Here is a 25,408-nt window from a genome sequence, read left to right on the forward strand (position 1 = left end):
TCAGGGCAGGGGACCGGGTGCCCGTCTGCCGCGGCGGCCGGTCAGCCAGGCGCCCCGGACGGCCATCAGCACGACCAGTCCGATGCCCCAGCCCAGTTCGGAGAACGCCACACCGATTCCCTCCTGGCTGGTCACCCCGACACTGGCGGCGACGGTGAATGCGGTGGTGAACCCGGCCGCCGTGCCCGCCGCGGCAGCGAGGCCGCCGGAGACCGCCCAGCGGGACAGGTGGGCCGCGACGAGACACGCCAGCACCACCGTCACTCCGCAGGCGACCACCTGCCAGGTGGGGAACTCGGTGGGTGCGGGCAGAGCGGGTCCGCGGACGTCGCCGTTGGAGTCGGCCGACCAGCTGAGCCAGCCTGCGCAGGACAGGAATCCCAGCACGAACGCGATCAGGCCGGTCGCCCACAGTCCCAGTCGGCCGGTGCTCGTCGGCCGGGAGATCGACGTGGTGAGGCTCGTGCGCTCCGCCCGCCAGGACGACCAGATGACGCCCGCGCCGATCGCGGTCGGCACACCCACGAAGATGACCACCGTCGTGAGGAACCGGGACCAGGAGAAGTCGAAATCGACTGTCATGGAGCGAGACTAACGGCGAAGGGCTCGCGCAGGAACGATTCCTCCGCGAGCCCTCCGGGTGTGTCCGTCGATCAGCGCGGTGGCCGCGACTGCACGGTGTCACTGAAATCGTCGATGCCGGGGGCGCCGTCGAGTTCGTTGGTGTCGATCGGGACGACGGCCGGGCGGCGCCCCTTCTTGCCGCCGGTGCGCAGGCGCTTCTCGAGCCACGTCGCGAACGAGGTCAGCGCGAAGTTGATGATCACCATGATCACGCCGACGACGATCAAGGCGGCGAAGAAGTTGCGGTAGTACGACGCCGCCTGCTGGCCGCTGCGGATCAGCTCGATGTAGCCGATCTGGTAGCCGAGCGCCGAATCCTTGAGTGCGACAACCATCTGCGACACCAGGGCCGGGAGCATCGTGGTGATCGCCTGTGGCAGCAGGATCAGCCGCATCATCTGGCTCTTGCGCATACCGAGTGCGGAGGCCGCCTCCGTCTGCCCCTTGGGGAGCGAGAGGATGCCGGCCCGCAGGATCTCCGCGATGACCGAGCCGTTGTAGAGCGTCAGGCCCACCACGACGGCGGCGAGCGCCAACTGGCTCGACGGGAAGACGCCGTACTGCGCGAACGCCTGGTAGGCGAAGATCATCAGGATCAGCACCGGGATGGCGCGGAAGAACTCGACGAACGCGCCGCTGATCCAGCGCACCCAGCGGTGATCGGACAGCCGCCCGATGCCGAGGATCGCGCCGAGGATCAGTGCGAACACGATCGACAGCGCCGCCGCCAGCAGGGTGCCCTTGAGTCCCGGCAGCAGGTAGGTCGTCCAGGTGAAGTGGTCGAGGAACGGCGACCACTTGTCGGCCTCGAGCTGGCCGTTGTCGGCGAGCACGTTCAGCACGTACAGCGCGAGAGCGACCAGCACGATGCCGAAGCCGATCGCGATCAGCCGGTTGCGGACCCGGGCGCGCGGCCCGGGGATGTCGAAGAGAACGCTCGACTGCTGGGTCATCGCTTCACCGCCAGACGCTTGCCGAGGTAACCGAACAGGAACCCGACCGGCAGCGTCAGGATCATGAAGCCGATGGCGAAGATGCCGAAGACCAGGAACAACTTGTCCGCCTCGTTCTCGATCATCGTCTTCATCAGCAGGGACGCCTCGGCCACGCCGATCGCCGACGCGATCGTGGTGTTCTTCGTCAGGGCGATCAGCACACTGCCCAGTGGCGCGATGACCGCGCGGAACGCCTGCGGCAGCACGATCATCCGGATGCCCTGGGTGAACGTCAGACCGAGCGAGCGGGCGGCCTCGGCCTGCCCGATCGGCACGGTGTTGATGCCCGACCGCAGCGACTCGCACACGAAAGCGGCGGTGTAGACGACGAAACCGAGCACCGCGAGCCGGAAGTTGTTCTGATCGATGAACGTCGCCGAGTCCTCGGGCGCGAAGTGCACGCCCAGGTTCTGGTAGAGGCCCACCGAGCAGAACACGATGATCAGCGTCAGCGGAGTGTTGCGGAAGATGTTGACGTACCAGGTCGCGAAGATCCGCAGGATCGGCACGGGGGAGACCCGCATTGCGGCGAGGATCGTGCCCCAGATCAGGGCGCCGAGCGCCGACCAGAAGGTGAGCTGCACCGTCGTCCAGAATGCACTGACGAGCTGGTCACCGTAAGTATCGATAAGTCCCATGTCACCTCCTCCGCATCAGTACCGGTCGACGGTCGGCGGCGCGGGCAGCGCGTAGCCGGAGTCGCCCATGGTCTCTTCGAGTGCCCGCTGCCACGCACCGGTGGCGATCATGTCCTCGATGGCGTCGTTGATCTTCATGCGTGCTTCCGTGTCGCCCTTCGGGAGCCCGACGCCGTACAGCTCGGTGGTGAACGGCTTCCCGGCGAGCTTGAACTCGCCCGGGTACTGGGCGGAGTAGCCCGCCAGGATGATGTCGTCGGTGGTCAGCGCGTCGACCTTGCCGCGGTGCAGGGCCTCGACGCACGACGAGTAGCTGTCGAACTGCTGCAGCTGAACGCCGGGATACGACTTCTTGATCTTCTGCGCCGGCGTCGAGCCCGACACCGAGCACAGCTTCTTGCCGCCCTCGAGGGATTCGGCGCCGGTGATCGAGTCGTCGTCGGCGCGCACCAGCAGCGACTGGCCCGCGACGTAGTACGGCCCGGCGAAGTCGATGACCTTCTTGCGGTTGTCGGTGATCGAGTAGGTGCCGACGACGAAGTCCACCTCACCGTTCTTGATCAGGTTCTCGCGCTGCGCCGACGGGGCCTCACGCCACGTGATGCCGCTCTCGGGCACCCCGAGGTAGTTGGCGATGTACTTCGCGACCTCGACGTCGAAGCCGGTCATGTCCTTGTCGGGCTCGCGTAGGGCCAGACCCGGCTGGTCGTACTTGGTGCCGATCGTCAGGTGACCCTCGGCGGCGTCGGCCAGCACGTCCCGCGGTTCACTGCTTCCGCACGCGGACGCGGTCAGGACGACTGCGGTCAGGGCGGCGACGACCGCGAGCGCGCGAGGCGCTCGGATGCGTATGCGTCTCATGATGTGTGTTCCGTCCCCGTCAGTGTCCGAGGATCTTGCCGAGGAAGTCCTTGGCGCGGTCCGACTTCGGTGCGGTGAAGAACGTGTCCGGGTCGGTGTCCTCGATGATCGAACCGTCGGCCATGAAGATGATGCGGTCGGCGGCCTTGCGGGCGAACCCCATCTCGTGCGTGACGACGATCATCGTCATGCCCTCCTTCGCGAGGTTCACCATGACGTCGAGGACCTCGTTGACCATCTCGGGGTCGAGGGCCGAGGTGGGCTCGTCGAACAGCATCACCTTGGGGTCCATCGCGAGCGAACGGGCGATGGCCACGCGCTGCTGCTGGCCGCCGGAGAGCTGGGCCGGGTACTTGTCGGCCTGGGAGTCGATGCCGACACGTTCGAGGAGGGCGTGCGCGCGTTCCTTGGCCTTCGCCTTGTCGATCCCGCGAACCTTGATCGGTGCGAGCATCACGTTCTCGAGCACCGTCTTGTGCGAGAAGAGGTTGAAGCTCTGGAACACCATCCCGACATCGGAGCGGAGCCGGGCGAGGGCGCGGCCCTCCGCCGGGACCGGCACGCCGTCGATCGTGATGGCACCCCGGTCGATGGGTTCGAGGCGGTTGATCGTCCGGCACAGGGTCGACTTGCCCGACCCGGACGGGCCCAGCATGACGACCACTTGGCCGGTCGGGATCTCGAGGTCGATGTCCTTGAGGACGTGCAGGTCGCCGTAGTGCTTGTTGACCCCGTTCATGGAGATCATCGACGGGGTTCCGGGAGCCGCTCCGGTGGTCTCAGGCTGCGTCATAACGCGTAACCCTATAGGGACTTATTACGTACCCGCTGGTCTAGCGCCTGTAGATCTTGAACGATCAAGTGCTCCGATCCTTGAACGATCAAGGCTCGGCGGCTCGGCGTGGGCGAACAATGTGGCCGTGACGGGCGGTTTTGCCGGGGGCCGTACCCTTGAATGCGTGGAGACGATCGACCAGAACGCCGGGCGCAGCTACGAGGTCCGCACCTACGGCTGTCAGATGAACGTGCACGATTCCGAGCGGCTGTCGGGTCTGCTCGAGGACGCCGGTTACACGAAGGCGGTACCGGGGGAGCAGGCCGATCTGGTCGTCTTCAACACATGCGCGGTGCGCGAGAACGCCGACAACAAGCTGTACGGCAACCTCAGCCATCTCGCGCCGGTGAAGGAGGAGCGCCCCGGCATGCAGATCGCGGTCGGCGGCTGCCTCGCGCAGAAGGACCGCGACACCGTCGTCAAGAAGGCCCCGTGGGTCGACGTCGTCTTCGGCACCCACAACATCGGATCGCTGCCCGCACTGCTCGAGCGCGCCCGACACAACGAGCAGGCCCAGGTCGAGATCCTCGAATCGCTCGAGGCGTTCCCGTCGACACTGCCGGCCAAGCGCGAGTCCGCGTACGCCGGCTGGGTGTCGATCTCCGTCGGCTGCAACAACACCTGCACCTTCTGCATCGTGCCGGCGCTGCGCGGCAAGGAGGTCGATCGCCGTCCCGGCGACATCCTCGCCGAGGTCCAGGCACTCGTGAACGAGGGCGTGCTCGAGGTGACGCTGCTGGGGCAGAACGTCAACTCGTACGGCGTCTCGTTCGCCGACCCGGAACTCCCGCGCGACCGCGGCGCGTTCGCGAAGCTGCTGAGCGCGTGCGGACAGATCGAGGGACTCGAGCGGGTGCGGTTCACGTCGCCGCATCCGGCCGAGTTCACCGACGACGTCATCGAGGCGATGGCCACCACCCCGAACGTGTGCCCGCAGCTGCACATGCCGCTGCAGTCCGGCTCGGACCGCGTCCTCAAGGCAATGCGCCGCTCGTACCGCAGCGCCAAGTTCCTCGGGATCATCGAGAAGGTGCGTGCCGCGATGCCGCACGCCGCGATCACCACCGACATCATCGTCGGCTTCCCGGGCGAGACCGAGGAGGACTTCCAGGCCACCCTCGACGTCGTCCGGCAGGCCCGTTTCACGAGCGCGTTCACGTTCCAGTACTCCAAGCGTCCCGGCACGCCGGCCGCGGAGATGGAAGATCAGCTTCCGAAAGCCGTTGTGCAGGAACGCTACGACCGCCTCATCGCGCTCCAGGAGGAGATCACGCTCGACGAGAACCGCAAGCTCGTCGGCACCGAGGTCGAGCTGCTGGTGACCGCGGGTGACGGCCGCAAGAACGCCGAGACCGCGCGCATGAGCGGCCGGGCCCGGGACGGCCGACTGGTCCACTTCAAGCCCGAGGGCAACCTCGACGGCGATCTGCGTCCCGGCGATGTCGTCACCGTCGTCGTCACGTCGGCGGCCCCGCACCACCTCGTCGCCGACGACACCGTCCTCACGCACCGCCGCACCCGCGCCGGTGACTCGTTCGAACGCGGAATCACCCCGAAGACTCCGCCGATCGGCGTCGGGCTGGGACTGCCCCAGGTGGGCGTCCCCGCGCCGCTGCCAACACAGATGGGATGCAACGCATGAGCGCCAGCGGCGACGCGGCCGACCACGAGAACCGCCCGGGCGACCCGGCCCCCGACCCGATCGAGGAGTACCAGAAGGACTTCGAGGCCGCCGAGAAGAAGATCGCCGGTGAGATCGATCCCGGCATGCGCGCTGTGGTCGTCGCGGTGTGTGTTCTCGTCCTGCTGCTGTCGTTCACGTTGCCGCACACCGGTTCCGCGAACGGCTGGGACGTGCTGATCTACGCGCAGCCCGCTGTCGACGAGCACGTCAAGCTGCCGTCACGGATCTTCGTGTGGCTCGCGCTCGTGTTCGGCGGTGTGTTCTCGATCCTCGCGCTCGTCACCCGCCGCTGGGTGCTCGCGTGGATCGCCCTCGCCGGCACCGCCGTGTCCACGGTCTTCGGCATGCTCGCCATCTGGTCGCGCCAGACGCTCCCGGTGGCGGACGCATCCGGTGCCGGCCCGGGAATCGGCCTGGTGCTGGGATGGATCACGGTCATCGTGCTCACGTTCCACTGGCTCAAGGTGGTGTGGACCCGCACCGCGATGCAGCTTGCCGCGGAGGAGGATCGCCGCAACGCCGCCGACCAGGATCCGCACAACGACTGGACCGTCTGACGACGGCGATCCGATCCGGAAACGAGTGAGGGGTGCGACGCCGATCGGCGTCACACCCCTCACTGGTTCGTCACTCAGCGCTCGTTGACCGCGCCCTCGGCCGCCTCGGCCCACTCACGCCACTGCTGGGCCTGAGCGAGCGCCTTCTCGGCGTCCTTGGTCTTGCCGGCGGCCGTGGCCTTCGCGGCCTGCTCCTCGAACTGCGCGACGCGCTCGCGGAACTGTGCGGCACGCGCCAGCGCCTCCGGATCGGTACGACGCCACTCGGAATCGGCGGCCTCTCGGACACGCTTCTCGATCGCGCGGAGCTTGCCTTCGAGGTCGTGCATGCGTTCGCGGGGAACCTTGCCGATCGCGTCCCACTTCTCCTGCAGATCGCGGAGGGCCGCGCGGGCCGCATCGATGTCCTTGTCGGGGTCGATGCTCCCGGCGCTCGCGAGCAGTTCCTCCTTGGCGACCGCGTTCTCGGCGAACTCGGCGTCGCGCTCGGAGGCGGCCGCGTTGCGGGCGGCGAAGAAGACGTCCTGCGCCTCCTTGAACCGGCGCCACAGGGCGTCGTCGGCCTCCCGCGGTGCGCGTCCGGCCGCCTTCCACTCGGCGAGCAGGTCACGGAACTCGCCCGCGGTCGGACCCCACTCGGTGGAGCCGGCCAGCGCCTCGGCCTGCACCACGAGTTCTTCCTTGCGGGTCTTCGCGGTCGCGCGCTCCCGATCGAGTTCGGCGAAGTGGGTGCCGCGGCGACGATTGAAGGCCTCACGGGCCTTGGAGAACCGCTTCCACAGGGCGTCGTCGGTCTTCCGGTCGAGTCCGCGCAGCGTCTTCCACTCGTCGAGGATTTCGCGCAGGCGGTCGCCGGCGGCCTTCCACTGCGTCGACTCGGTCCCGAGCTGCTCGGCCTCGGCGGCGAGCGCCTCCTTGCGGGCCGTCTGCTCCTGGCGAGACTGGTCCTTCTCCTGCTTCGCTTGCGTCGCGGCCTGTTCGGAGCCCTCCACGATCGCGGCCAGTCGCGTGCTCAGTGCATCGATGTCACCGATGACCGTCGCGGTCGGCAGCGACTCGGCGAGCGACTCGGCGGCCGCGCGGGTCTTCTTGGGATCGCCGGCGCCCGACGCGAGGCGAGCCTCGAGCAGGCCCACCTCGGTCGCGAGATCGTCGTAGCGACGTCCGAAGTGCGCGAGGCCCTCCGCGGCGTCGCCCGCCTGCCAGGAGCCGATCTGTCGTTCACCGTCCGCGGTCTTCACCCAGGCAGTGCCGTCGTCGTCGACGCGGCCGAACAAACTCGGATCGCTCGGGGCGGCGGTGTGAGGGGCGTGCGCCGAGGCCGGACCGGGCTTGGGGGCGCCGGTCTTCGCGGCGCCGGGCTTGGCCGCGCCCGGCTTCGGGGAACCCGGCTTGGGGGTACCCGGCTTGGGTGCGTTGCTCTCGGTCATAGCTCCTCGTCTCTGCCGCGCGTCACGGCTGCCTGATCACACTGTCGCCTCTCCACCGCACCCCTGGGGTCGGGGCCGGTGAGAGCGTGCAGCGACTGTCCACGACTATTGAAACAGGTATGACCCTCCGAGGGCGTCACCTCGGGGTCGACTACCGTGGCGCAGTGTGTTGACAGCCGCTGCCTTCGTGCCCTCGCCGCCACTGTTGGTTCCCCAATTGGCCGGTGCCGCAGCGTCGGAAACCGACCGGTTGCGCCGGGCTGCGCTGGATGCGGCAGGCCGCTTGGCGGACTCGTGCACCGAGTGGACGGCGATCGGTGTCGCCGAGGCCGGGCGGGGGGCGGTCGAGGTGGCCGCCGAATCGTGCGGCACGTTCCGGGGATTCGGCGTCGACGTCCGGGTGTCGCTGTCCGAGGTCGCGTCCGCCGAACCCGACCCCGAGATGCCGCTCGCGGCGCTCATTGCCGGTTGGCTGCGGGGGCGGGCCGCGCCGTCGGCCCGCGTGCGGGTACGGATCCCGGCGGCCGACACCCCGGCCGCCGAATGTGCGCGGCTGGGTGCGGAGCTGCGCGCCGAGTTCGACGCGTCCACCGCTCCGCAGGGTCTGCTCGTGATCGCGGACGGCGCGAACACGTTGACGGACAAGGCTCCGGGCGCGTTCGACGAACGCTCCGCCGACCTGCAGACGGCGCTCGACCGGGCCCTGACTGACGGTGATCCGGCCGCGCTCGCCGCACTGGACCCGAACCTGTGCGCCGCGGTGGGACTGCCCGGACGTGCTGCGTGGCAAGTGCTTTCGGGTGTCTTCGGCGGCGCGGCCGGAGTCGAGCGACCGCGGAAGGCCGAATCGCTGTACTGTGGCGCCCCGTACGGCGTCGGCTACCACGTCGGAATGTGGCTGCCGTGAGTTCTGCCCAGGCCCCTGACCCGACCTCCGGCCCGACCCCGATCGCCGTCGTCGGCCCCACCGCCACCGGCAAGTCCGATCTCGGGCTCGACCTCGCGGAGCGGCTCGGCGGCGAGATCGTCAACATCGATGCGATGCAGCTGTACCGCGGCATGGACGTCGGCACGGCCAAACTGACGGTCGCCGAGCGCCGCGGCATTCCGCACCATCAGCTCGACGTCCTGGACGTCACCGAGACCGCGACCGTGGCTCGGTACCAGGAGTCCGCGGTGCGCGATGTCGAGGCCATCCGGGCCCGTGGCGCGGTGCCGGTCATCGTCGGCGGCTCGATGATGTACGTGCAGTCGCTGCTCGACGAGTGGGCTTTCCCCGCGACGGATCCGCAGATCCGCGCGCACTGGGAGTCGGTGCTGGCCGAGGGCGGGGTGGCCGCGGTGCGCGCCGAGCTGGAGCGGGTCGATCCCGATGCTGCCGCGTCGATCCTGCCGACCGACGGGCGGCGGATGGTGCGCGCGCTCGAGGTCGTGCAGCTGACCGGCAAGCCGTTCGCGGCGTCGGCCCCGACGATCGGCGAACCACGCTGGGGCACAGTCATCGTCGGTGTCGACCGGGACACCGAGGCGCTCGACGCGCGGATCCGGCTGCGGACCGAGCTGATGTTCGAGCGGGGACTCGTCGACGAGGTCGAGCACCTCGTCGGGGTGGGTCTGCGCGAGGGCGTCACGGCGCAGCGCGCGATCGGCTACGCGCAGGTGCTCGCGATGTTCGACGGTGAGTACGACCGCGCAGAGGCGTTGGAGCGCACCTTCATCGGCACCCGCCGGTACGTGCGCCGGCAGCGGTCCTGGTTCCGGCGCGATCCCCGGGTGCACTGGGTGGACGGCGCCGATCCGGCGCTGCTGGACGGCGTGCTGCGCGTGGTCGAGGGGATCTGACACCCCGCTAGAGTTGGTGTCATGGAATTCAGCAAGGGCCACGGCACCGAGAACGACTTCGTGATCCTCCCGGATCCGGATGTCGACCTCGCGCTGCCGGCACACCGCATCGCCGCGCTGTGCGACCGCCGTCGCGGCCTGGGGGCGGACGGTCTCCTGCGCGTCGCCCGCGCCGGTGCGCTTGCCGCGGTCGGTGTGCTGCCCGAGCTGCCCGAGGGCGTCGGCGCCGACGACTGGTTCATGGATTACCGCAACGGCGACGGGTCGATCGCCGAGATGTGCGGCAACGGTGTTCGGGTGTTCGCGCACTACCTCCGGGCGACCGGGCTCGAACTGCGCGACGAGTTCGTCGTGGGCAGCCGGGCCGGCGCCCGGCCGGTCCGGGTGCACTCCGCCGATCACGTGCACGGCGACGTCACCGTCGACATTGGCCGGGTGCGCGAGCTCGGGACGTCCACCGCGACGGTCGGCGGACGCGTTCTCGAGGGCATCGGTATCGACGTCGGTAATCCGCATCTGGCGTGCGTCGATCCCGACCTCACGCCGGCCTCGCTCGCGGCCCTCGACCTCACGGCCGCGCCCGGATTCGATCCCGGTTTCTTCCCCGAAGGCGTCAACATCGAGATCCTGACCGCGCTCGCCGACGGGGCGGTGCAGATGCGCGTCCACGAACGCGGCGTGGGGGAGACCCGGTCCTGCGGCACCGGCACGGTGGCGGCGGCGGTCGCCGCGCTGCGCGCGCACGGCGACGCCGACGGCAAGGTCGAGGTGCGGGTGCCCGGCGGTCGCGTCGAGGTCTCGGTCGACGGTGGCCGCGCCGCGTTGCGTGGTCCGTCGGTGCTGGTCGCGGCCGGTGAGATCGACGATCGCTGGTGGACCGAGCTGGGCTGATCGGGGTTGTTCCCGACGTGCGGGGGCCGGGTCGAAATCGACGTGCACGGCATTCACGCTTCGTGGGACCATGAACGTGTATGACGAAAACACATCGCACCCATTCCCCGTCGGCCGACGGCTCCGCCGAGCACACGGCGCCGGACGAGACTGACCACTTCGACGACCACTCGGCGCCGTCCGTCGGCGACATGCAGCTCGACGAGCGCGCCGCGTTGCGCCGTGTGCAGGGTCTGTCGACCGAGCTCACCGACGTCACCGAGGTCGAGTACCGGCAGCTGCGGCTCGAGCGCGTCGTGCTGGTCGGCGTCTGGACGTCGGGCACCGCCGCTCAGGCCGACGCGAGCATGGCCGAACTCGCCGCGCTGGCCGAGACCGCGGGCTCCGAGGTGCTCGAAGGCCTGGTGCAGCGGCGCGACAAGCCCGACGCCGCCACCTACATCGGCTCCGGCAAGGCGGACGAGCTTCGGCAGGTGGTTCTCGCGACCGGCGCCGACACCGTGATCTGCGACGGCGAGCTCACGCCCGCCCAGCTCACCGCGCTGGAGAAGGTCGTCAAGGTCAAGGTGATCGACCGGACCGCGCTGATCCTCGACATCTTCGCCCAGCACGCCACCTCCCGCGAGGGCAAGGCCCAGGTGGCCCTCGCGCAGATGGAGTACATGTTGCCGCGACTGCGCGGCTGGGGTGAGTCGATGTCCCGGCAGGCCGGTGGTCGTGCCGGCAGCAACGGCGGCGTCGGCCTGCGCGGTCCCGGTGAGACGAAGATCGAGACCGACCGCCGGCGCATCCGTGAGCGGATGGCGAAGCTGCGGCGCGAGATCAAGGGCATGAAGGCGTCGCGCGACACCAAGCGCAGCCAGCGCCTGCGCAACGAGATCCCGTCCGTCGCGATCGTCGGCTACACCAACGCCGGCAAGTCGAGCCTGCTCAACGCCCTCACCGGTTCCGGTGTGCTGGTGCAGAACGCGCTGTTCGCGACGCTGGATCCGACAACCCGTCAGGCGTCGTTCGAGGACGGCCGCGAATACGTGCTCACCGACACCGTCGGGTTCGTGCGGCACCTGCCGACCCAGCTGGTCGAGGCGTTCCGGTCGACGCTCGAGGAAGTCACCGACGCCGACCTGCTGCTGCACGTCGTCGACGGGTCCGACCCGCTGCCGACCGACCAGATCAAGGCGGTCCGCGAGGTCATCACCGAGGTGATCCGCGAGAACGATACGACCGCTCCGCCCGAGTTGATCGTGGTAAACAAGATCGACGCTGCGGACCCGGTGGTACTGACCCAGCTGCGCGGGCTCCTGCCCGGCGCGGTGTTCGTGTCCGCCCGAACCGGGGAGGGCATCGATGAGCTTCGCGAGCGGCTGGGCGAGATCGTTCGGCGACCGGAGGTCGAGGTCGACGTGCTGGTGCCCTACTCGCGCGGCGACCTCGTCGCACGTATCCACGCGGACGGCCAGATCCTCGACACCACCCACGAGGAGGACGGCACCCGGATGCGCGTGCGAGTGCCCGAGTCGCTCGCCTCGGCACTGGTCGAGTACGCGGGGCGTGGGTAGCCGACGCGGCACGGCCGGGCTCGCGCTCGCCGGCGCCGCGCTCGCGCTCGTTCCGTCGCTGCTGCTGGCGGGTCCCGCGGTGGCGCAGAGCACCGGTTCCGGCGTGCTGCTGCCGAACGCGCGATTCGAACCGGTCTGCACTCCCACCGATCCGGCGCTCGCAGAGCTGTCGGGGCTGGCCGTGCTGGACGGGAAGACGTACGGCATCGGCGACAGCGGCACCGACGACGCCGTCGTCGTGCTGGACGGGGACTGCGCCGTCACCGGCACCGTCCCGGTCCCCGTCGACCCGTACGACATCGAGGACATGGGGGTGGGCCCGGACGGCCGGCTGTGGCTGGCCGACACCGGCGACAACCTGCGGGCCCGGTCGACGGTGGCGCTGATCGATCTCGATCCGGCGTCGGGCGAGGGGCAGTTGCACCGGCTCACGTATCCCGACGGCCCGCACGACGCCGAGGCGCTGCTGGTCCAGCGCGACGGTGTACCGCTGATCGTCACGAAGGAAGTCCTCGTCGCCAACGGTATCTACCGTCCGGCAGGCGCCGCGACGGTCGACGGTCTCGCCTCACCCGGCCCCACCGCGCTCGAACGGGTCGGTGAACTGCGCCTGGGACCCACCACGACGCCCGGCGGACCGGTGCCGGTCGGCGGATCGACGCTGGTGACCGGTGGCGCGGTCAGCGCCGACGGGACCGTGGCGGCGCTGCGCACCTACACCGACGTCTACCTGTTCTCGGCCCCGGACGGTGACCTCGTCCGGGCGCTGACCACGACCACCCCGGTGCGGGTGGCGCTGCCGAACCAGCCGCAGGGCGAGGCCATCGCGTTCACCGCGAACGGCGACCTGCTTGCGGGTTCGGAATCCGCCGGCGGGCCGCTGCCCCCGTTGCAGGTCCTGCCCGGCGCCGTCGACCTGGCCCGCGACGAGTCGTGGTCCGGTGGATCGGTGTCGCTGTCGGCGTCGACGGGAGAACCCGCCGTGTCCGAGGCGTCGGAGGCGGCCGGTGCAGACGAAGGTGCCCCGCAGTGGTCCACGTCGGTTCTCCTCGGCGGTGCGCTCGTGGCCGGGCTCGCGACGTTCGGGCTGGTGTTGCGGCGGTCGCGGTCGCGGCACTGACCGGAGTTGGCCGTCAGGCGTTCCTGATCAGGTCCGCGCAGCGCTCGCCGATGAGCATCGTGGTGATGTTGGGGTTGACCGCGACGATCTTCGGCATCACCGACGCGTCCGCCACCCGGAGTCCCTGCACGCCCTTCACCCGCAGCTGCGGATCGAGCGGGGAGTCCGGGTCGGGTCCCATCCGCACCGTGCCCACCGGGTGGTAGACGGTGTTGTGGGTGCGTCGGATGTAGTCGGCGATCTCGTCGTCGGACTGGACGTCGGTGCCGGGGAACAGTTCCCGACCCGCCCACGCCTCCATCGCCGGCTGCGCGACGATCTCCCGCGCCCGGCGGATGCCCTTGATCATGACGTCCATGTCATACGGGTCGGTGAAGTAGCGCGGATCCACCCGCGGCTTGTCGCGGAAGTCGATGCTGCGCAACCGAACCGTGCCCCGGGAGCGGGCGTGGGTGACGTTGGGCGTCAGGCAGAATGCGTTCTCCGACGTCGGATAGCCCTGCCGCACCGTGTGCATGTCGAACGGCACCGACCCGTAGTGGAACATCAGGTCGGGGCGGTCGAGGTTCTCCTCGGTGGGGGAGAAGATGCCGATCTCCCACCACTGCGTCGATCTGGTCACCATGGGCTGCTTCGCCTCCCACTGGATGACGCCCTCGGGATGGTCCTGCAGGTTGCTGCCGACGCCCGGGGAGTCGACGAGCACGTCGATGCCGATCTCCCGCAGGTGGTCGGCGGGCCCGATGCCCGAGAGCATCAGCAGTTTCGGGGAGTCGATCGCGCCGGCCGACAGGATCACCTCGCGCCGGGCGGTGATCCGACGGGAGTGGATGCCGTCCGGCAGCAGCACGTCGACGCCGACGCAGCGGCCGTCCTCGACCGGCAGCTTGCGCGCCCGGTGGTCGGTGAGGACGGTCAGGTTTCCGCGATCGAGGATCGGGTGAAGGTAGGACACCGACGACGACGAGCGGACGCCGTCCTCCCGGCCGTTGATCTGGAAGAAGTTGGCGCCGTTGACGATCGTCTCGCCCTCGTTGAACCGGGCCCGCGGAATGCCTGCCTGCTCGCACGCATCGAGGATCGCGACGCCGCACGGATCCTCGGGCGGGACGTCCCGCAGTACCACCGGGCCGTCGTGGCCGTGGTGCTCGCCCGGCCGGGAGTTGTTCTCGAGCCGCTTGATCAGCGGGAAAATCGTCTCGGCTTCCCATCCGGTGCAACCGAACTGGCCGGCCCACTCGTCGAGATCCTCGCGCGGCGGCCAGAACGCGATGCACGAGTTGTGCGACGAGCATCCACCGAGCACCTTGGCGCGGGCGTGCCGCATGAAGGAGTTGCCGTTCTCCTGCGGCTCGATCAGATAGTCCCAGTCGTAGCCGGATTCGAGTAGTGCCATCCAGTCCTCGAGGATCAGGATCTCGTCGAGCCCGACATCGCTCGGACCGGCCTCGATGAGTGCGACGGTCACCGCCGGGTCCTCGCTCAACCGAGCCGCGACGGCGGCTCCGGCGGATCCACCGCCCACGACGACGTAGTCGTATTCGTGCTGCTGGGACGTCATGGTCACTCCTTCTCCGATCGCTCCGAGGTCCGGTCCGTGAACCAGCCGCTCACCCCGGGATCGATGTTCTGATAGACGTGCTTGGCCTCGCGGTACTCGTCGAGGCCGGTGGGGCCGAGTTCGCGGCCGAAGCCGGACTCACCGAAGCCACCCCATTCGGCTTGCGGCAGATAGGGGTGGAAGTCGTTGATCCACACCGTGCCTGCGCGCATCCGGTTCGCGACGCGCTGTGCGCGACCCGCATCCTGCGTCCAGACCGCACCGGCCAGGCCGTAGCGGGTGTCGTTGGCGATACGCACCGCGTCGTCCTCGTCGGTGAACGTCTCGACGGTCACCACGGGGCCGAAGCCTTCGTCGACGACGACGGACATCCCCTGGCGGACGCCGTCGAGCACGGTCGGCAGGTAGTAATAGCCGTTCTCGAGGTCGCCGGATCCCCACTCGCCGCCGCAGCGCAGCACGGCGCCCTCCTCGACACCCTTGCGGACGTACTCGCTGACCTTGTCCCGGTGGGCAGCCGAGATCAGTGGGCCGGTCTCGGCGTCGTCGTCGAACGGTCCGCCGAGACGGATCTGCCGGGCGCGGGCGACCAGTGCGTCGACGAACTCGTCGTGGATCGACTCCTCCACGATCAGTCGTGCACCGGCCGAGCACACCTGGCCGGAGTGGACGAACGCGGCGTTGAGCGCGTTGTCGACGGCGGCGTCGAACAGCGCGTCGGCGAACACGACGTTCGCGTTCTTGCCACCCAGTTCGAGGGCCACCTTCTTGACCGTCGCCGCCGCGGTCGCCGCGATCCGGCGTCCGGTGACGAGTCCGCCGGTGAACGAGACCATGTCGACGTCCGGATGCTCGGACAGCGGGGCACCGGCCACTGCGCCCGCGCCGAGCACCAGATTCGCCGCCCCGGCGGGGACGCCGCACTCGGTGAGCAGATCCATCAGCAGGATCGCGGTCGACGGGGTGAGCTCACTCGGCTTGAGCACGAACGTGTTTCCGGCCGCCAGACACGGTGCGACCTTCCACGCAGCCTGCAGCAGCGGGTAGTTCCACGGGGAGATCAGCCCACACACCCCGACGGGTTCGTACTGGATTCGGCTGAGCACGTTGGCGTCCCCGGCGTCGACGAGGCGTCCGGCGTCGGTCGCGGCGATCGAGCCGAAGTACTCGAAGCACGCCGCGACGTCGTCGATGTCGATGCGGCCCTCGACGATTCGCTTGCCGGTGTCGAAGGACTCGGCGCGAGCGAACTCCTCCTTGCGCTCCCGCAACCGGTCGGCCACCTTGCGGAGGATGCGGCCGCGCTCACCGGCGACCGTTCGCGGCCACGGACCGTTGTCGAATGCGTCGCGGGCAGCGGCGATCGCCCGCTCGACGTCGGAGGTTCCGGCCTCGGAGACGGTTGCGACGTGGCTGCCGTCGGCGGGGCACTGGATGTCGCGGGTCTCCCCGGACTCGGCGGCCACCCAGGTGCCGCCGATGAACAGGCTCGTTGCGGTGTCGGTCATGTCTTCATCACTCCATCGTCGGGGTATGTCGGAGGCGGAGGAATTCGATGTGGCGTTCGTACTGGTCCAGGACGTCGCCGATGAGCTGCTCGCGGGTGTAGCCCATGACGTCGTACTGCTGGCTGCCCTCGGTGAGGTAGACCTCGAGGCGGTAGTAGACGGCGTCGCCGCTGGCCGAGTTCATCGCGAACGACGGGATGTCCGTCTTCTCGGGCCACAGCTGATAGCGGAACGGTGGGTCGTCGCCCATCTCGACGGTCAGGTCGAGGTGCGGGACGCCCGTCTTCTCTTCTCTGTTCTCGGTGAGGTCCGCGGGGATCTCACGAGTCGCGAGTTCGTCGACGACGGCCTGCAGCGCGGGCCGAGCCGTGGAATCGACGTATCCGCGCAGGTCCTTGCTGTCGGGATACGCGAGGGTGCGGGTGAGGCGCTGGCGCCATGTGCGCTGGACGCCGCGCTCGGAGCCCACCCGTTCGGACAACGACGAATGCAGGACCGCGCGAATGCTGTCCTCCCGGAAGCCTTCCGTGCGCAGGGCCCGGTGAAGGCCGGCCATGATGAGCAGCATCACGAACGAGAACGGCAGCCCCATGATGATCGTCGCGTTCTGCAGCGTCGTGACGCCGCCGACGATCAGCATTGCGAGCGTCAGTAGACCCGTTGCGACGGCCCAGAAGATCCGCCCCCATTTGGGGCCGTCCTCCTCCGGATCGTTCAGGTGGGAAGTGAGGTTCGTGAGCACCAGCGCGCCCGAGTCGGCGGAGGTGACGTAGAACAGTAGCCCGGTGAACGTCGCGATACCCGCGCTGAACAGCGCGCCGGGGTACTGGTCCAGCAGTGAATAGAACGCGCTCTCGGGAGCGGACATCGCGGATTCCCCGAACTCGCTGTTTCCGTCGATCACCACGGACAATGCGGCGTTGCCGAAGATCGCGATCCACAGTGCGATGAACGCGAACGGGATGGTCAGCACCGCGCCGATGAACTGACGGATCGTGCGGCCCCTCGAGATTCGGGCCAGGAACAGACCGACGAACGGTGCCCAGGCGATCCACCACGCCCAGAAGAACAGGGTCCACGAGTTGAGCCATTCCTGCGGGGCGTCGAACGCGAAGGTATCGAGCGTCATCCCCGGGAAGCGGCTGACGTAGTCGCCGACATTCATCACGATCGCGTCCAGCAGGAATCGGGTCTTGCCGGCGAACAATACGAACAACATCAGCGCGAGCGCGAGCAGAGCGTTCAACTCGGACAGTCGCCGGATGCCGCGGTCGACGCCCGAGACGACGGACACCGTCGCCATCAGGACAGCGAGCGCGATAAGCGCGATCTGCATCGCGGTGTTCTGCGGAAGGTCGAACATGAAGTGCAGCCCGTAATTGAGCTGGACCACACCGATACCGAGGGATGTCGCGATGCCGAAGATCGTGCCGAGCACGGCGGCGATCTCGACGCCGTCGCCGACGGCACCCTTCACTCGCTTGCCGATCACGGGGTACAGCGCCGAGCGGATCGACAGTGGCAGTCCACGCCGATACGCGAAGTAGGCGAGTGCTGCGCCCATCAGCGCATACATGGCCCAGCCGGTGATGCCGTAGTGGAACAGGGTCCACACCACGGCCTGACGCGCGGCCTCGGTGTTCTGGCCGTCGCCGACCGGTGGCGCCAGATACTGCGTGACGGGTTCCGAGACCGAGAAGAACATCAGGTCGATGCCGATGCCTGCCGCGAACAGCATTGCTCCCCAGGTGAAGACGTTGTAGCGCGGCAGCGAATGGTTGGGGCCCAGCTTGATCTTTCCGTAGCGCGAGAGTGCCAGGAACAGCACGAACACGACGATCAGCGTCGCGACCAGGAAGTACCACCAGCCGAAGGCGCCCGCAATCCAGTCCACGACACTGCCGATCACGGAGTCCGCGTTGTCCGGGGCGATCATCGCCCACGCGGTGATCGCGACGATGATCGCCGACGAGATGTAGAACACGGGCTTGTTGATCCCGGATCGCCCGGTGGCCGTCTGCTGTGGCTCGTCGTGGAACGCGGCCTCTGAAGGCTGTCGATCCGTCGTGCTCATGTGTCTCCTCCGTCGGGTTCTGCGACCGGATCGAGTGGTCTCGGCGGCGATATCGAACTGTCCGGGCAAAAGGTGAACGCCCGTCCGACTGCTGGTCTGAAGCTACCGCCGACCTGGCGGTTCCGCTGGGGAGTGGAAGTGACGCTCCCGTTTCGGGCTGTTGCCTTTCGGCTGCGGGCAACTGAGATCGGCCGTCCGGCGCAGTCTCGAGAAGCGTTGCATCCAAGGCGTTCCGGTCGAATCGAGGACGGGCCGTGGTGGCTCCGGCGTGGGCGGCCGAAGTGTGACGAAGAAGGCATTCTCGCGCCAGCGGCGACTCGAATCGGAGTCAAACGGTCAATCAACCAATTTCGGGCGATGGTCCGCTAGCGTCCCGTGGTGCCGGATTCGAATGGCGGACAAAGAAAATGACATAGGGAGGGCACAGTGCGAAGGCTCTGGACAGCGGTCTTCACGGCAGTTCTTTTATCAGCGTTCTCCACGACGGCGGGCGCAGCCCCGTTGTCCAGCGCCTTGGGGTCGAGCGGTTCGCTGGGGTCTTCGCTGGGATCCTCCGACGAGTCGGCGGGATATGTCGCGGTCGACCCGACCTCGGGAATTCTGATCGCGACCAGTGGATTCGACGTCAAGCGCGACGGGTTCTCGTTCGAGAACTGGGCGAGGCCGGACGACCAGGTTCACCGCCGTGGACTGACGCCCTCGGTCATGCAGTCGCTCTACGGCGACCGGATCTGCTCGAGAATCGTCGACGGCGGCTGCGTTCTCACCGCGACCGGTCAGGCGCTCCAGGACGATCTGAACGAAACGTGGAGTATCGGGCATTGTTTCGGGTTTGCCGCGTTGGCAGGTCTCTTCGCCACCGGTCAACTCGACAAGGCGGACCATCTTGCGGTGGGGCCGAATGTCTACGACGAGCCGACGTCGGATCATCTCGACGGATTGATCTCTCGGTACGCCAGTACGCAGATCTCCCCTCCGACCAGCGATGCGAATTCTGCGACTTCGGTCGCCGACACTCTCGACAAACTCGACGCAGCCTGGGCGCGGGGCGACAGTTACATTCTCACGATCGCTGGGGAGATCGGTGGGCACGCGGTAACGCCGATCGCATTGCGTGACCTCGGCAACGGCAAGACCGGAATTGTCGTGTACGACAACAACTATCCCGGTGTCGAGAAGATGATTGTGGCGAATGCTGCTGCCGACGAGTGGTACTACACCACTGCTCTGAATCCAGCGGACAAGAGCTATCTGTTCGTCGGATCCTCGGAGAACCCGATGGTGCTGGTCGACCTGCCGCAGACGACCGCGGTACACGAATGTCCCACGTGTCGCGACTCCGGCGACGATTCTGTCCTCGTCCTGGTCAAGGACAATGCAGAGAACCGGGACGGCACGATCATCGACTGGGATCTCGACATCACGGCGCCCGGCGGGGGCGAGGTCGCCGGGCTCGAACAACTCGCGCTGCAGAACAATCAGAAGGCGGCGCTGTTCCGTGTTCCGGCAGGCGTCGCGTTCGAGATGACGATGGGCAAGGTCCCCGTCGGTCCGGCCGCGGACATCGACATCTCCCTCTACGGTGACGGCTGGATCAACGAGATCGACGACATCAAGCTGTCGGCCGGAGCGAGCGCCTCGGTGAAGGTCGATCAGGATCAGCGCAAACTCAGCCTGAACAGCAACTTCCCGGTCGAGCCGACGCTGAGGCTGGCCAGTGAGCAGGCGAACTGGTCGGTGGCGGCCCAAGGTACCGGGCTCCGCGTGCTGCCGGGCAGCACCTTGTCGGTCGAACGCCAGACCGATGGCGACTACGTGTACGCGCTCGGCGGCATCGGGCTTCCGGGTTCTCTGAAGCTCGACGTCCGGCACCGAGACGCCGTTCGGGATCGGAACGTGACCACCGGTGGTCCGGTGAGCATCCCCGTCAATTCGTCCGCGTCGGTGGCCGCGCACGCGTGGAACGGGGAAACCCCGCTCGCGGTGCGCGTCGACGGGAACGGGGTCGATCGCACGTACCCGATGGTTCCCACGAGTTAGCGAATCCGTTCGAGAGGCTGCGGCCATCCACCGTTCGGTGGGTGGCCGCAGCCTTGTAGTCGGTCGGCCCGTCGTCGAACCGGGCACTCGGTACGGATGTGATTCGGATGGCGAGTCCCGGTGCGGTGGTGTATCGCCGCAGGCGGTGGCCCTAGTATTGGCCAACTGTGACGAGTACAGAGGACCGCGCGGGAAGCGCGCCCGAACAGGAAGCCGGCACCGGGATGTTCGGATGGGCGCTGCACGGCGACGGCCGACGGATCAGCGACGGCGCGGTGGTGGCACCGCACGAGCGGCTGTCGTGGCCGCGCACCATCGGCATCGGCATGCAGCACGTGATCGCGATGTTCGGTGCGACGCTGCTGGTGCCGACGATCACCGGATTCCCGGTGACGACCACGCTGCTGTTCTCGGGTATCGGCACCGTGCTGTTCCTCCTCATCACCCGCGGCCGGATTCCCAGCTACCTCGGTTCGTCGTTCGCGTTCATCGCGCCGCTCACCGCGGCCGCCGGTGACGGGCCTGCTGCGCAGCTCGGCGGCGTCGTCGCGGCCGGTGTCGCGCTGATGCTCGTCGGCCTCGCGGTCAAGTTGATCGGCGCCCGCGTCATCGACGCCGTCATGCCGCCCGTCGTCACCGGCGCCGTCGTGGCACTGATCGGACTCAACCTCGCGCCCACCGCCGCCGGGTCGTTCCAGGCGCAGCCGCTGATCGCCGCCGTGACGCTCCTCGGCATCCTGCTCGCCACCGTGATCGGGCCCGGGATCATCGGGCGTCTCGGCATCCTCATCGGTGTCGTGGTCGGCTGGGTGTTTGCCGCGATCACCGGCGGCCTCGCCGACGAGCGCGTCGACGCGCTGCGTGAGGCCGCATGGTTCGGTGTGCCGCATCTGCGCGGGCCGTCGTTCGATCTGTCCGTGATCCTGCTCGCGCTGCCGGTCGTGATCGTCCTGATCGCCGAGAACGTGGGCCACGTCAAGGCGGTCTCCGCGATGACCGGCAAGCCGCTTGACGACCTCGCCGGCAACGCACTGTTCGCCGACGGACTCGCCACCACCCTCGCGGGCGCCGGTGGTGGCTCGGGAACCACGACGTACGCCGAGAACATCGGCGTCATGGCGGCGACCCGCGTGTACTCGACGGCCGCGTACTGGGTGGCCGCCGTCACCGCCATCGTCCTGTCCTTCTCGCCGAAGTTCGGGGCGCTGGTCTTCACGGTTCCGGACGGCGTGATCGGCGGCGCGACGATGGTGCTGTACGGCCTGATCGGCGTCCTCGGTGTCCGGATCTGGATGGACGCCAAGGTGGACTTCACCGACCCGGTCAACCTCACCGTGGTCGCGACCGCGCTCGTCGCCGGCATCGGCAACCTGACGCTGTCCATCGGATCCGTCGAACTGGGCGGCATCGCGTGGGGTTCGGTCGGCATCCTCGTCGCCTACCCGGTGATGCGCCGGCTGTACTCGTTGCGCCGCGACTAGTCCGCGCACTCGCCACGAGAACTCTCCACGAGCACGATTCGTGACCTGAACCACACGGTCACGAATCGTGCTCGTCTCGGTCATGGATCGCCACTGATCCTCGCTTTACGGTCATGTCGAGGAAGCACGTCCGCCGCTGCGTGCCCGCACGCCGGCGAAGTCGACACGAGGAGACGCAGTGGAACGCACCCTGTTCGAACCCGAGCACGAACTCTTCCGGGAGTCCTACCGCAAGTTCCTCGACCAGCACGTCGCGCCGTTCCACGATCAGTGGGAAGAACAGAACATCGTCGATCGGTCGGTGTGGGTCGAGGCCGGTAAGCAGGGATTCCTCGGAATGGCGGTACCCGAGGAGTACGGCGGCGGGGGAGTCGACGACTTCCGCTACAACGCGGTCCTCACCGAGGAGACCACGCGTGGCGGTTACAGCGGCGTCGGCTTCATGCTGCACAACGACGTCGTCGCCCCCTACCTGATCAACCTCACCAACGAGGAGCAGAAGCAGCGCTGGCTGCCCGGCTTCTGTTCGGGCGAACTGATCACCGCGATCGCCATGACCGAACCCGGCACCGGCAGCGACCTGCAGAACATCAAGACCCGCGCCGTCAAGGACGGCGACCACTGGATCCTCAACGGCGCCAAGACGTTCATCACCAACGGCATCAACGCCGACGTGGTGATCGTCGTGGCCTGCACCGACCCCGACAAGGGTGCCCAGGGCTTCTCGCTGCTGGTTGTCGAACGCGGGATGGAGGGCTTCGAGCGGGGTCGCAACCTCGACAAGATCGGCCTCAAGGCGCAGGACACCGCGGAACTGAGCTTCACCGACGTCCGGGTGCCCGCGGAGAACCTCCTCGGTGAGGAAGGCATGGGCTTCATCTACCTGATGCAGAACCTGCCGCAGGAGCGCCTGTCGATCGCCGTCGTCGCGGCCGCCGCGATGGAGTCGTGCCTCGACATGACGATCCAGTACTGCCGCGACCGCAAGGCGTTCGGCAAGTCGATCGGTAGTTTCCAGAACACGCGGTTCGTCCTCGCCGAACTGGCGACCGAGACCACCGCGGTACGCGTCCTCGTCGACAAGTTCATCGAACAGCTCAACGACGGGAAGCTGACCGTTCAGGAGGCCGCCATGGCCAAGTGGTGGACGACGGAGGCCCAGGTCAAGCTCATCGACCGGTGTCTGCAGTTGCACGGCGGCTACGGCTACATGCGCGAGTACCCGATCGCGAAGGCGTACATGGATTCGCGGGTCCAGACGATCTACGGCGGAACCACCGAGATCATGAAGGAGATCATCGGTAGGGGTCTGAACCTGGGCTGACCGGACCGATCGACAACGGCGAAGGGACCGCGGCACGCCGCGGTCCCTTCGCCGTTGGTGTCGTCGTCAGAGCTTGCGCATCACGGTGACGACCTTGCCGAGGATCGCGGCGTCGTTGCCGGGGATGGGCTCGAACAGGGGATTGTGAGGCATCAGCCACACGTCCTTGCCGGTCCGCTTGAACGTCTTGACCGTCGCCTCGCCGTCGATCATCGCCGCGACGATGTCGCCGTTCTCGGCGACGTTCTGCTGCCGGACCACCACCCAGTCGCCGTCGCAGATCGCGGCGTCGATCATCGACTCGCCGACGACCTTCAGCAGGAAGAGAGAGCCCTGGCCGACGAGTTCGCGGGGCAGCGGGAACACGTCCTCGACGGCTTCCTCGGCCAGGATCGGGCCACCGGCCGCAATGCGTCCGAGGACCGGAACGAACGTCGGAGCGGGGCGGTCGGTCGATCCGTCGCGGTCGGGCGTCGTCTCGTCGATGGCGTCCAGGCCGCGAACATCGACGGCGCGGGGCCGGTTGGCGTCGCGCCGCAGGAAGCCCTTGCGCTCGAGGGTTCGCAGCTGGTGCGCCACCGACGACGTGGACGTCAGGCCCACCGCGTCACCGATCTCGCGGATGCTCGGGGGATAGCCGCGCTCGGCGACGGATGCCCGGATCACCTCGAGCACCTTCCGCTGACGCGGCGTGAGCTGGGAGGCGTCGAGTGTGACCGTTACTTCCTCGGTCGAGGAGTTCCCGGAAGACGGAGTCCCGGAACGGCCCGAGGTGCTCGTGCTGTCGTCCTTCATCGTGGGTGCGCCTCCTTCGCGGATACGTCGCATGCGTATCAGTTTGTGTGTCGAATCTATCCCGATCGGTCGGCTACTTCAAACATCTGTTCGAGCCGTGTCGGCGATTCTGCTGACTTTGTCGGAGTCGCGTGGTAGAAATCGAATATCTGTTCTATCGAACGCATGATCGAACAGGGTGACGGCGGACGGTTCGCATGGTCTCCACCAGTACGGCGAGCTGCAACGATTCGACGATTCGCAGGAGGGTTCGGATGGGTACGGCACTTTCGGAGCAGCGAGCGGCACGGTCGTTCGAGGGAGTGACCAGGGGGCGCGCCGTGTACGTGCGGGCGGACGCCTCGGGAATCGAGTACGGGTGCCGGCCGGCGCCGTCGCGTGTTCGGGCGGTCGACGTCGCCGAACCCGACATCGTGCGCGGGCGGACGCGGCAGCGCAGCACGGCCCGTCCCACGACGGGGGGTGTGCGGTACGGCACGGCGCCGCGGAACGGGTCCACCGGCACGCAGGTGTCCCGGGCCGACGGGCCGTCCCACGGCAGGAAGCGCCCGCTGTCCGGACTGTCCGCCGTGGTGGCGACCTTCGTCATCACCGCCGGCGTCGTGGCCGGTCTCGACGCGATCGCCAACCTCAGGTCGGCGCAGACGGATTCCGCCCCGGCATCCACCGACTCGTCGCAGGTCCATCGAGGAGAGTCTCGTGGTGACGGCGCGGCGCGGACTGCTCCCGAGGCTCCCGTCGACCGGATCGTCGAGCTGAATGCGATGTCGGGCGCTGAGATTCGTCCGGGGCAGATCCTGATCAGCCCCGCGTCGCACGGGGGCTGACGTGGTGCGGCCGCGGAAGGCGCTTGCGGTCACCTCGCACCCTTCGCGCCGGCATCCGGCAGGTGCGGTTACCCGTGAGTCGGTACCGGGGCCGGTCGGGCGGGTATCCTCGAATCCTGTCAGTCCCACCACATCGCGTGGTCGCGTCGATATCGCGTCTCCCCTGCACGGGCCGGTCCTGCTGGTTCCCGCGGCGATCGAGGAGCAATCCAGCGGCCACGATGGCCACGAAGGATTCACCATGCACTGCCCGTTCTGCCGGCACCCCGATTCGCGCGTGGTCGATTCCCGTGAGGCAGACGAGGGGGCGGCGATCCGTCGTCGTCGGTCGTGTCCGGAGTGCGGTCGCCGCTTCAGCACGGTGGAGACCGCGGTGCTCTCGGTGGTCAAGCGCAGCGGCGTCACCGAACCGTTCAGCCGGGAGAAAGTGGTGCAGGGCGTGCGGCGCGCGTGCCAGGGCCGGCAGGTCGACAACGATGCGCTGTACCTGCTGGCGCAACAAGTCGAGGACGCGGTTCGCGCCGCGGGCTCTCCCGAGATTCCCAGCCACGAGGTCGGATTGGCCATTCTCGGCCCCCTCCGCGACCTCGACGAGGTGGCCTACCTCAGATTCGCGTCGGTGTACCGGTCCTTCAGTTCGGCGGAGGACTTCGAGCGTGAGATCAAGGATCTGCGCGCCCACCGTGACACCGACCTGGCCGAGGCCGACGCCGCCGAATAGCAGCGTCGGCTCTTCTGTCAGGACCGGCGCACCGAGCCGAT

At 68.2% G+C, this 25,408-nt stretch carries 22 protein-coding genes; 12 read left to right on the top strand and 10 right to left on the bottom strand.

Annotated elements, in window-relative coordinates; all coding sequences use genetic code 11:
- From LCL87_RS19860 to LCL87_RS19880, 5 genes are all read right to left on the bottom strand, one after another.
- A complete protein-coding gene (locus LCL87_RS19860; protein WP_225022943.1) occupies positions 1 to 582 on the bottom strand; it encodes a hypothetical protein in 582 nt (193 codons plus the stop codon).
- Positions 583 to 653: 71 nt separating this feature from the next.
- Entirely contained in the window at positions 654 to 1,577 is a 924-nt protein-coding gene (locus tag LCL87_RS19865) for an amino acid ABC transporter permease (protein WP_225022952.1), read from the bottom strand.
- The gene (locus LCL87_RS19870) at positions 1,574 to 2,257 is read right to left on the bottom strand and encodes an amino acid ABC transporter permease (protein ID WP_225022954.1); all 684 of its coding nucleotides are present in this window, start codon (positions 2,255 to 2,257) and stop codon (positions 1,574 to 1,576) included. The genes LCL87_RS19865 and LCL87_RS19870 overlap by 4 nt, the downstream gene beginning before the upstream one ends.
- Before the next feature lie 15 nt (positions 2,258 to 2,272).
- The gene (locus tag LCL87_RS19875) at positions 2,273 to 3,103 is read right to left on the bottom strand and encodes a glutamate ABC transporter substrate-binding protein (protein WP_510850819.1); all 831 of its coding nucleotides are present in this window, start codon (positions 3,101 to 3,103) and stop codon (positions 2,273 to 2,275) included.
- Between the two features lie 34 nt (positions 3,104 to 3,137).
- The gene (locus tag LCL87_RS19880) at positions 3,138 to 3,866 is read right to left on the bottom strand and encodes an amino acid ABC transporter ATP-binding protein (protein WP_225023102.1); all 729 of its coding nucleotides are present in this window, start codon (positions 3,864 to 3,866) and stop codon (positions 3,138 to 3,140) included.
- Positions 3,867 to 4,077: 211 nt separating this feature from the next.
- Between LCL87_RS19880 and miaB the strand changes: the two genes are divergently transcribed.
- Positions 4,078 to 5,595 carry a tRNA (N6-isopentenyl adenosine(37)-C2)-methylthiotransferase MiaB gene (miaB, locus tag LCL87_RS19885; protein WP_225022964.1) on the top strand — a complete coding sequence of 506 codons (1,518 nt, stop codon included), beginning with the start codon at positions 4,078 to 4,080 and terminating at the stop codon, positions 5,593 to 5,595.
- Positions 5,592 to 6,194 (top strand): Rv2732c family membrane protein, encoded by a 603-nt coding sequence (locus LCL87_RS19890; RefSeq protein ID WP_225022966.1) that lies wholly within the window; start codon positions 5,592 to 5,594, stop codon positions 6,192 to 6,194. The genes miaB and LCL87_RS19890 overlap by 4 nt, the downstream gene beginning before the upstream one ends.
- Positions 6,195 to 6,268: 74 nt before the next feature.
- On the opposite strand, the gene LCL87_RS19895 is transcribed toward LCL87_RS19890, so the two are convergent.
- Positions 6,269 to 7,624, bottom strand: coding sequence for a DUF349 domain-containing protein (locus tag LCL87_RS19895; protein WP_225022968.1), 1,356 nt, complete (start codon positions 7,622 to 7,624; stop codon positions 6,269 to 6,271).
- Positions 7,625 to 7,790: 166 nt separating this feature from the next.
- Between LCL87_RS19895 and LCL87_RS19900 the strand changes: the two genes are divergently transcribed.
- The 5 genes from LCL87_RS19900 to LCL87_RS19920 all read left to right on the top strand — a co-directional run bounded on the left by LCL87_RS19900 (position 7,791) and on the right by LCL87_RS19920 (position 13,036).
- Positions 7,791 to 8,531, top strand: a complete 741-nt coding sequence (locus tag LCL87_RS19900) for a class III extradiol ring-cleavage dioxygenase family protein (RefSeq protein WP_225022970.1) — start codon at positions 7,791 to 7,793, stop codon at positions 8,529 to 8,531.
- Positions 8,519 to 9,466, top strand: a complete 948-nt coding sequence (gene miaA / locus LCL87_RS19905; protein WP_510850815.1) for a tRNA (adenosine(37)-N6)-dimethylallyltransferase MiaA — start codon at positions 8,519 to 8,521, stop codon at positions 9,464 to 9,466. The genes LCL87_RS19900 and miaA overlap by 13 nt, the downstream gene beginning before the upstream one ends.
- Positions 9,467 to 9,487: 21 nt before the next feature.
- Complete coding sequence (dapF, locus tag LCL87_RS19910; protein WP_225022974.1) at positions 9,488 to 10,357, top strand: diaminopimelate epimerase; 870 nt, start codon at positions 9,488 to 9,490, stop codon at positions 10,355 to 10,357.
- 80 nt (positions 10,358 to 10,437) lie between these two features.
- Positions 10,438 to 11,916: a GTPase HflX gene (gene hflX, locus LCL87_RS19915; RefSeq protein ID WP_225022976.1), complete on the top strand. Its 1,479-nt coding sequence runs from the start codon at positions 10,438 to 10,440 to the stop codon at positions 11,914 to 11,916.
- Positions 11,909 to 13,036, top strand: a complete 1,128-nt coding sequence (locus LCL87_RS19920) for a hypothetical protein (RefSeq protein ID WP_510850816.1) — start codon at positions 11,909 to 11,911, stop codon at positions 13,034 to 13,036. The genes hflX and LCL87_RS19920 overlap by 8 nt, the downstream gene beginning before the upstream one ends.
- A 13-nt stretch (positions 13,037 to 13,049) precedes the next feature.
- On the opposite strand, the gene LCL87_RS19925 is transcribed toward LCL87_RS19920, so the two are convergent.
- Genes LCL87_RS19925 through betT form a run of 3 tightly spaced genes read right to left on the bottom strand, consistent with a single transcriptional unit; the run spans position 13,050 to position 18,179 of the window.
- Positions 13,050 to 14,597 (bottom strand): GMC family oxidoreductase N-terminal domain-containing protein, encoded by a 1,548-nt coding sequence (locus tag LCL87_RS19925; RefSeq protein WP_225022978.1) that lies wholly within the window; start codon positions 14,595 to 14,597, stop codon positions 13,050 to 13,052.
- A 2-nt stretch (positions 14,598 to 14,599) separates the two neighbouring features.
- On the bottom strand, positions 14,600 to 16,105 hold the full coding sequence (locus LCL87_RS19930; protein WP_225022988.1) for an aldehyde dehydrogenase family protein: 1,506 nt from the start codon (positions 16,103 to 16,105) through the stop codon (positions 14,600 to 14,602).
- A gap of 7 nt (positions 16,106 to 16,112) precedes the next feature.
- Positions 16,113 to 18,179 carry a choline BCCT transporter BetT gene (betT, locus tag LCL87_RS19935; protein WP_225022990.1) on the bottom strand — a complete coding sequence of 689 codons (2,067 nt, stop codon included), beginning with the start codon at positions 18,177 to 18,179 and terminating at the stop codon, positions 16,113 to 16,115.
- A gap of 426 nt (positions 18,180 to 18,605) precedes the next feature.
- Here betT and LCL87_RS19940 point away from each other — a divergent pair, with 426 nt between their 5' ends.
- The 3 genes from LCL87_RS19940 to LCL87_RS19950 all read left to right on the top strand — a co-directional run bounded on the left by LCL87_RS19940 (position 18,606) and on the right by LCL87_RS19950 (position 23,024).
- The gene (locus LCL87_RS19940; RefSeq protein WP_225022992.1) at positions 18,606 to 20,219 is read left to right on the top strand and encodes a hypothetical protein; all 1,614 of its coding nucleotides are present in this window, start codon (positions 18,606 to 18,608) and stop codon (positions 20,217 to 20,219) included.
- A 224-nt stretch (positions 20,220 to 20,443) separates the two neighbouring features.
- Positions 20,444 to 21,700 (top strand): solute carrier family 23 protein, encoded by a 1,257-nt coding sequence (locus LCL87_RS19945; RefSeq protein WP_225023106.1) that lies wholly within the window; start codon positions 20,444 to 20,446, stop codon positions 21,698 to 21,700.
- 178 nt (positions 21,701 to 21,878) lie between these two features.
- Positions 21,879 to 23,024, top strand: coding sequence for an acyl-CoA dehydrogenase family protein (locus tag LCL87_RS19950; protein WP_225022994.1), 1,146 nt, complete (start codon positions 21,879 to 21,881; stop codon positions 23,022 to 23,024).
- Between the two features lie 66 nt (positions 23,025 to 23,090).
- On the opposite strand, the gene lexA is transcribed toward LCL87_RS19950, so the two are convergent.
- Complete coding sequence (lexA, locus tag LCL87_RS19955) at positions 23,091 to 23,819, bottom strand: transcriptional repressor LexA (RefSeq protein WP_225023003.1); 729 nt, start codon at positions 23,817 to 23,819, stop codon at positions 23,091 to 23,093.
- A 254-nt stretch (positions 23,820 to 24,073) separates the two neighbouring features.
- Here lexA and LCL87_RS19960 point away from each other — a divergent pair, with 254 nt between their 5' ends.
- Entirely contained in the window at positions 24,074 to 24,646 is a 573-nt protein-coding gene (locus LCL87_RS19960; protein ID WP_225023005.1) for a LysM peptidoglycan-binding domain-containing protein, read from the top strand.
- A 241-nt stretch (positions 24,647 to 24,887) separates the two neighbouring features.
- Entirely contained in the window at positions 24,888 to 25,367 is a 480-nt protein-coding gene (nrdR, locus tag LCL87_RS19965) for a transcriptional regulator NrdR (RefSeq protein WP_225023007.1), read from the top strand.
- Positions 25,368 to 25,408: the final 41 nt, after the last annotated feature.

This window comes from Prescottella equi (assembly GCF_020171745.1).
In the GTDB taxonomy this organism is placed as follows: Bacteria; Actinomycetota; Actinomycetes; order Mycobacteriales; family Mycobacteriaceae; genus Prescottella; species Prescottella equi_A.

What these genes read in the sequence shown, in the direction of transcription:
- betT (WP_225022990.1), bottom strand. Translation starts at nt 18,179, where the DNA reads ATGAGCACGACGGATCGACAGCCTTCAGAGGCCGCGTTCCACGACGAG.
- LCL87_RS19880 (WP_225023102.1), bottom strand. Translation starts at nt 3,866, where the DNA reads ATGATCTCCATGAACGGGGTCAACAAGCACTACGGCGACCTGCACGTC.
- dapF (WP_225022974.1), top strand. Translation starts at nt 9,488, where the DNA reads ATGGAATTCAGCAAGGGCCACGGCACCGAGAACGACTTCGTGATCCTC.
- LCL87_RS19870 (WP_225022954.1), bottom strand. Translation starts at nt 2,257, where the DNA reads ATGGGACTTATCGATACTTACGGTGACCAGCTCGTCAGTGCATTCTGG.
- nrdR (WP_225023007.1), top strand. Translation starts at nt 24,888, where the DNA reads ATGCACTGCCCGTTCTGCCGGCACCCCGATTCGCGCGTGGTCGATTCC.
- LCL87_RS19930 (WP_225022988.1), bottom strand. Translation starts at nt 16,105, where the DNA reads ATGACCGACACCGCAACGAGCCTGTTCATCGGCGGCACCTGGGTGGCC.
- LCL87_RS19945 (WP_225023106.1), top strand. Translation starts at nt 20,444, where the DNA reads ATGTTCGGATGGGCGCTGCACGGCGACGGCCGACGGATCAGCGACGGC.
- LCL87_RS19860 (WP_225022943.1), bottom strand. Translation starts at nt 582, where the DNA reads ATGACAGTCGATTTCGACTTCTCCTGGTCCCGGTTCCTCACGACGGTG.
- LCL87_RS19925 (WP_225022978.1), bottom strand. Translation starts at nt 14,597, where the DNA reads ATGACGTCCCAGCAGCACGAATACGACTACGTCGTCGTGGGCGGTGGA.
- LCL87_RS19890 (WP_225022966.1), top strand. Translation starts at nt 5,592, where the DNA reads ATGAGCGCCAGCGGCGACGCGGCCGACCACGAGAACCGCCCGGGCGAC.
- LCL87_RS19865 (WP_225022952.1), bottom strand. Translation starts at nt 1,577, where the DNA reads ATGACCCAGCAGTCGAGCGTTCTCTTCGACATCCCCGGGCCGCGCGCC.
- LCL87_RS19960 (WP_225023005.1), top strand. Translation starts at nt 24,074, where the DNA reads ATGGGTACGGCACTTTCGGAGCAGCGAGCGGCACGGTCGTTCGAGGGA.
- LCL87_RS19895 (WP_225022968.1), bottom strand. Translation starts at nt 7,624, where the DNA reads ATGACCGAGAGCAACGCACCCAAGCCGGGTACCCCCAAGCCGGGTTCC.
- lexA (WP_225023003.1), bottom strand. Translation starts at nt 23,819, where the DNA reads ATGAAGGACGACAGCACGAGCACCTCGGGCCGTTCCGGGACTCCGTCT.
- hflX (WP_225022976.1), top strand. Translation starts at nt 10,438, where the DNA reads ATGACGAAAACACATCGCACCCATTCCCCGTCGGCCGACGGCTCCGCC.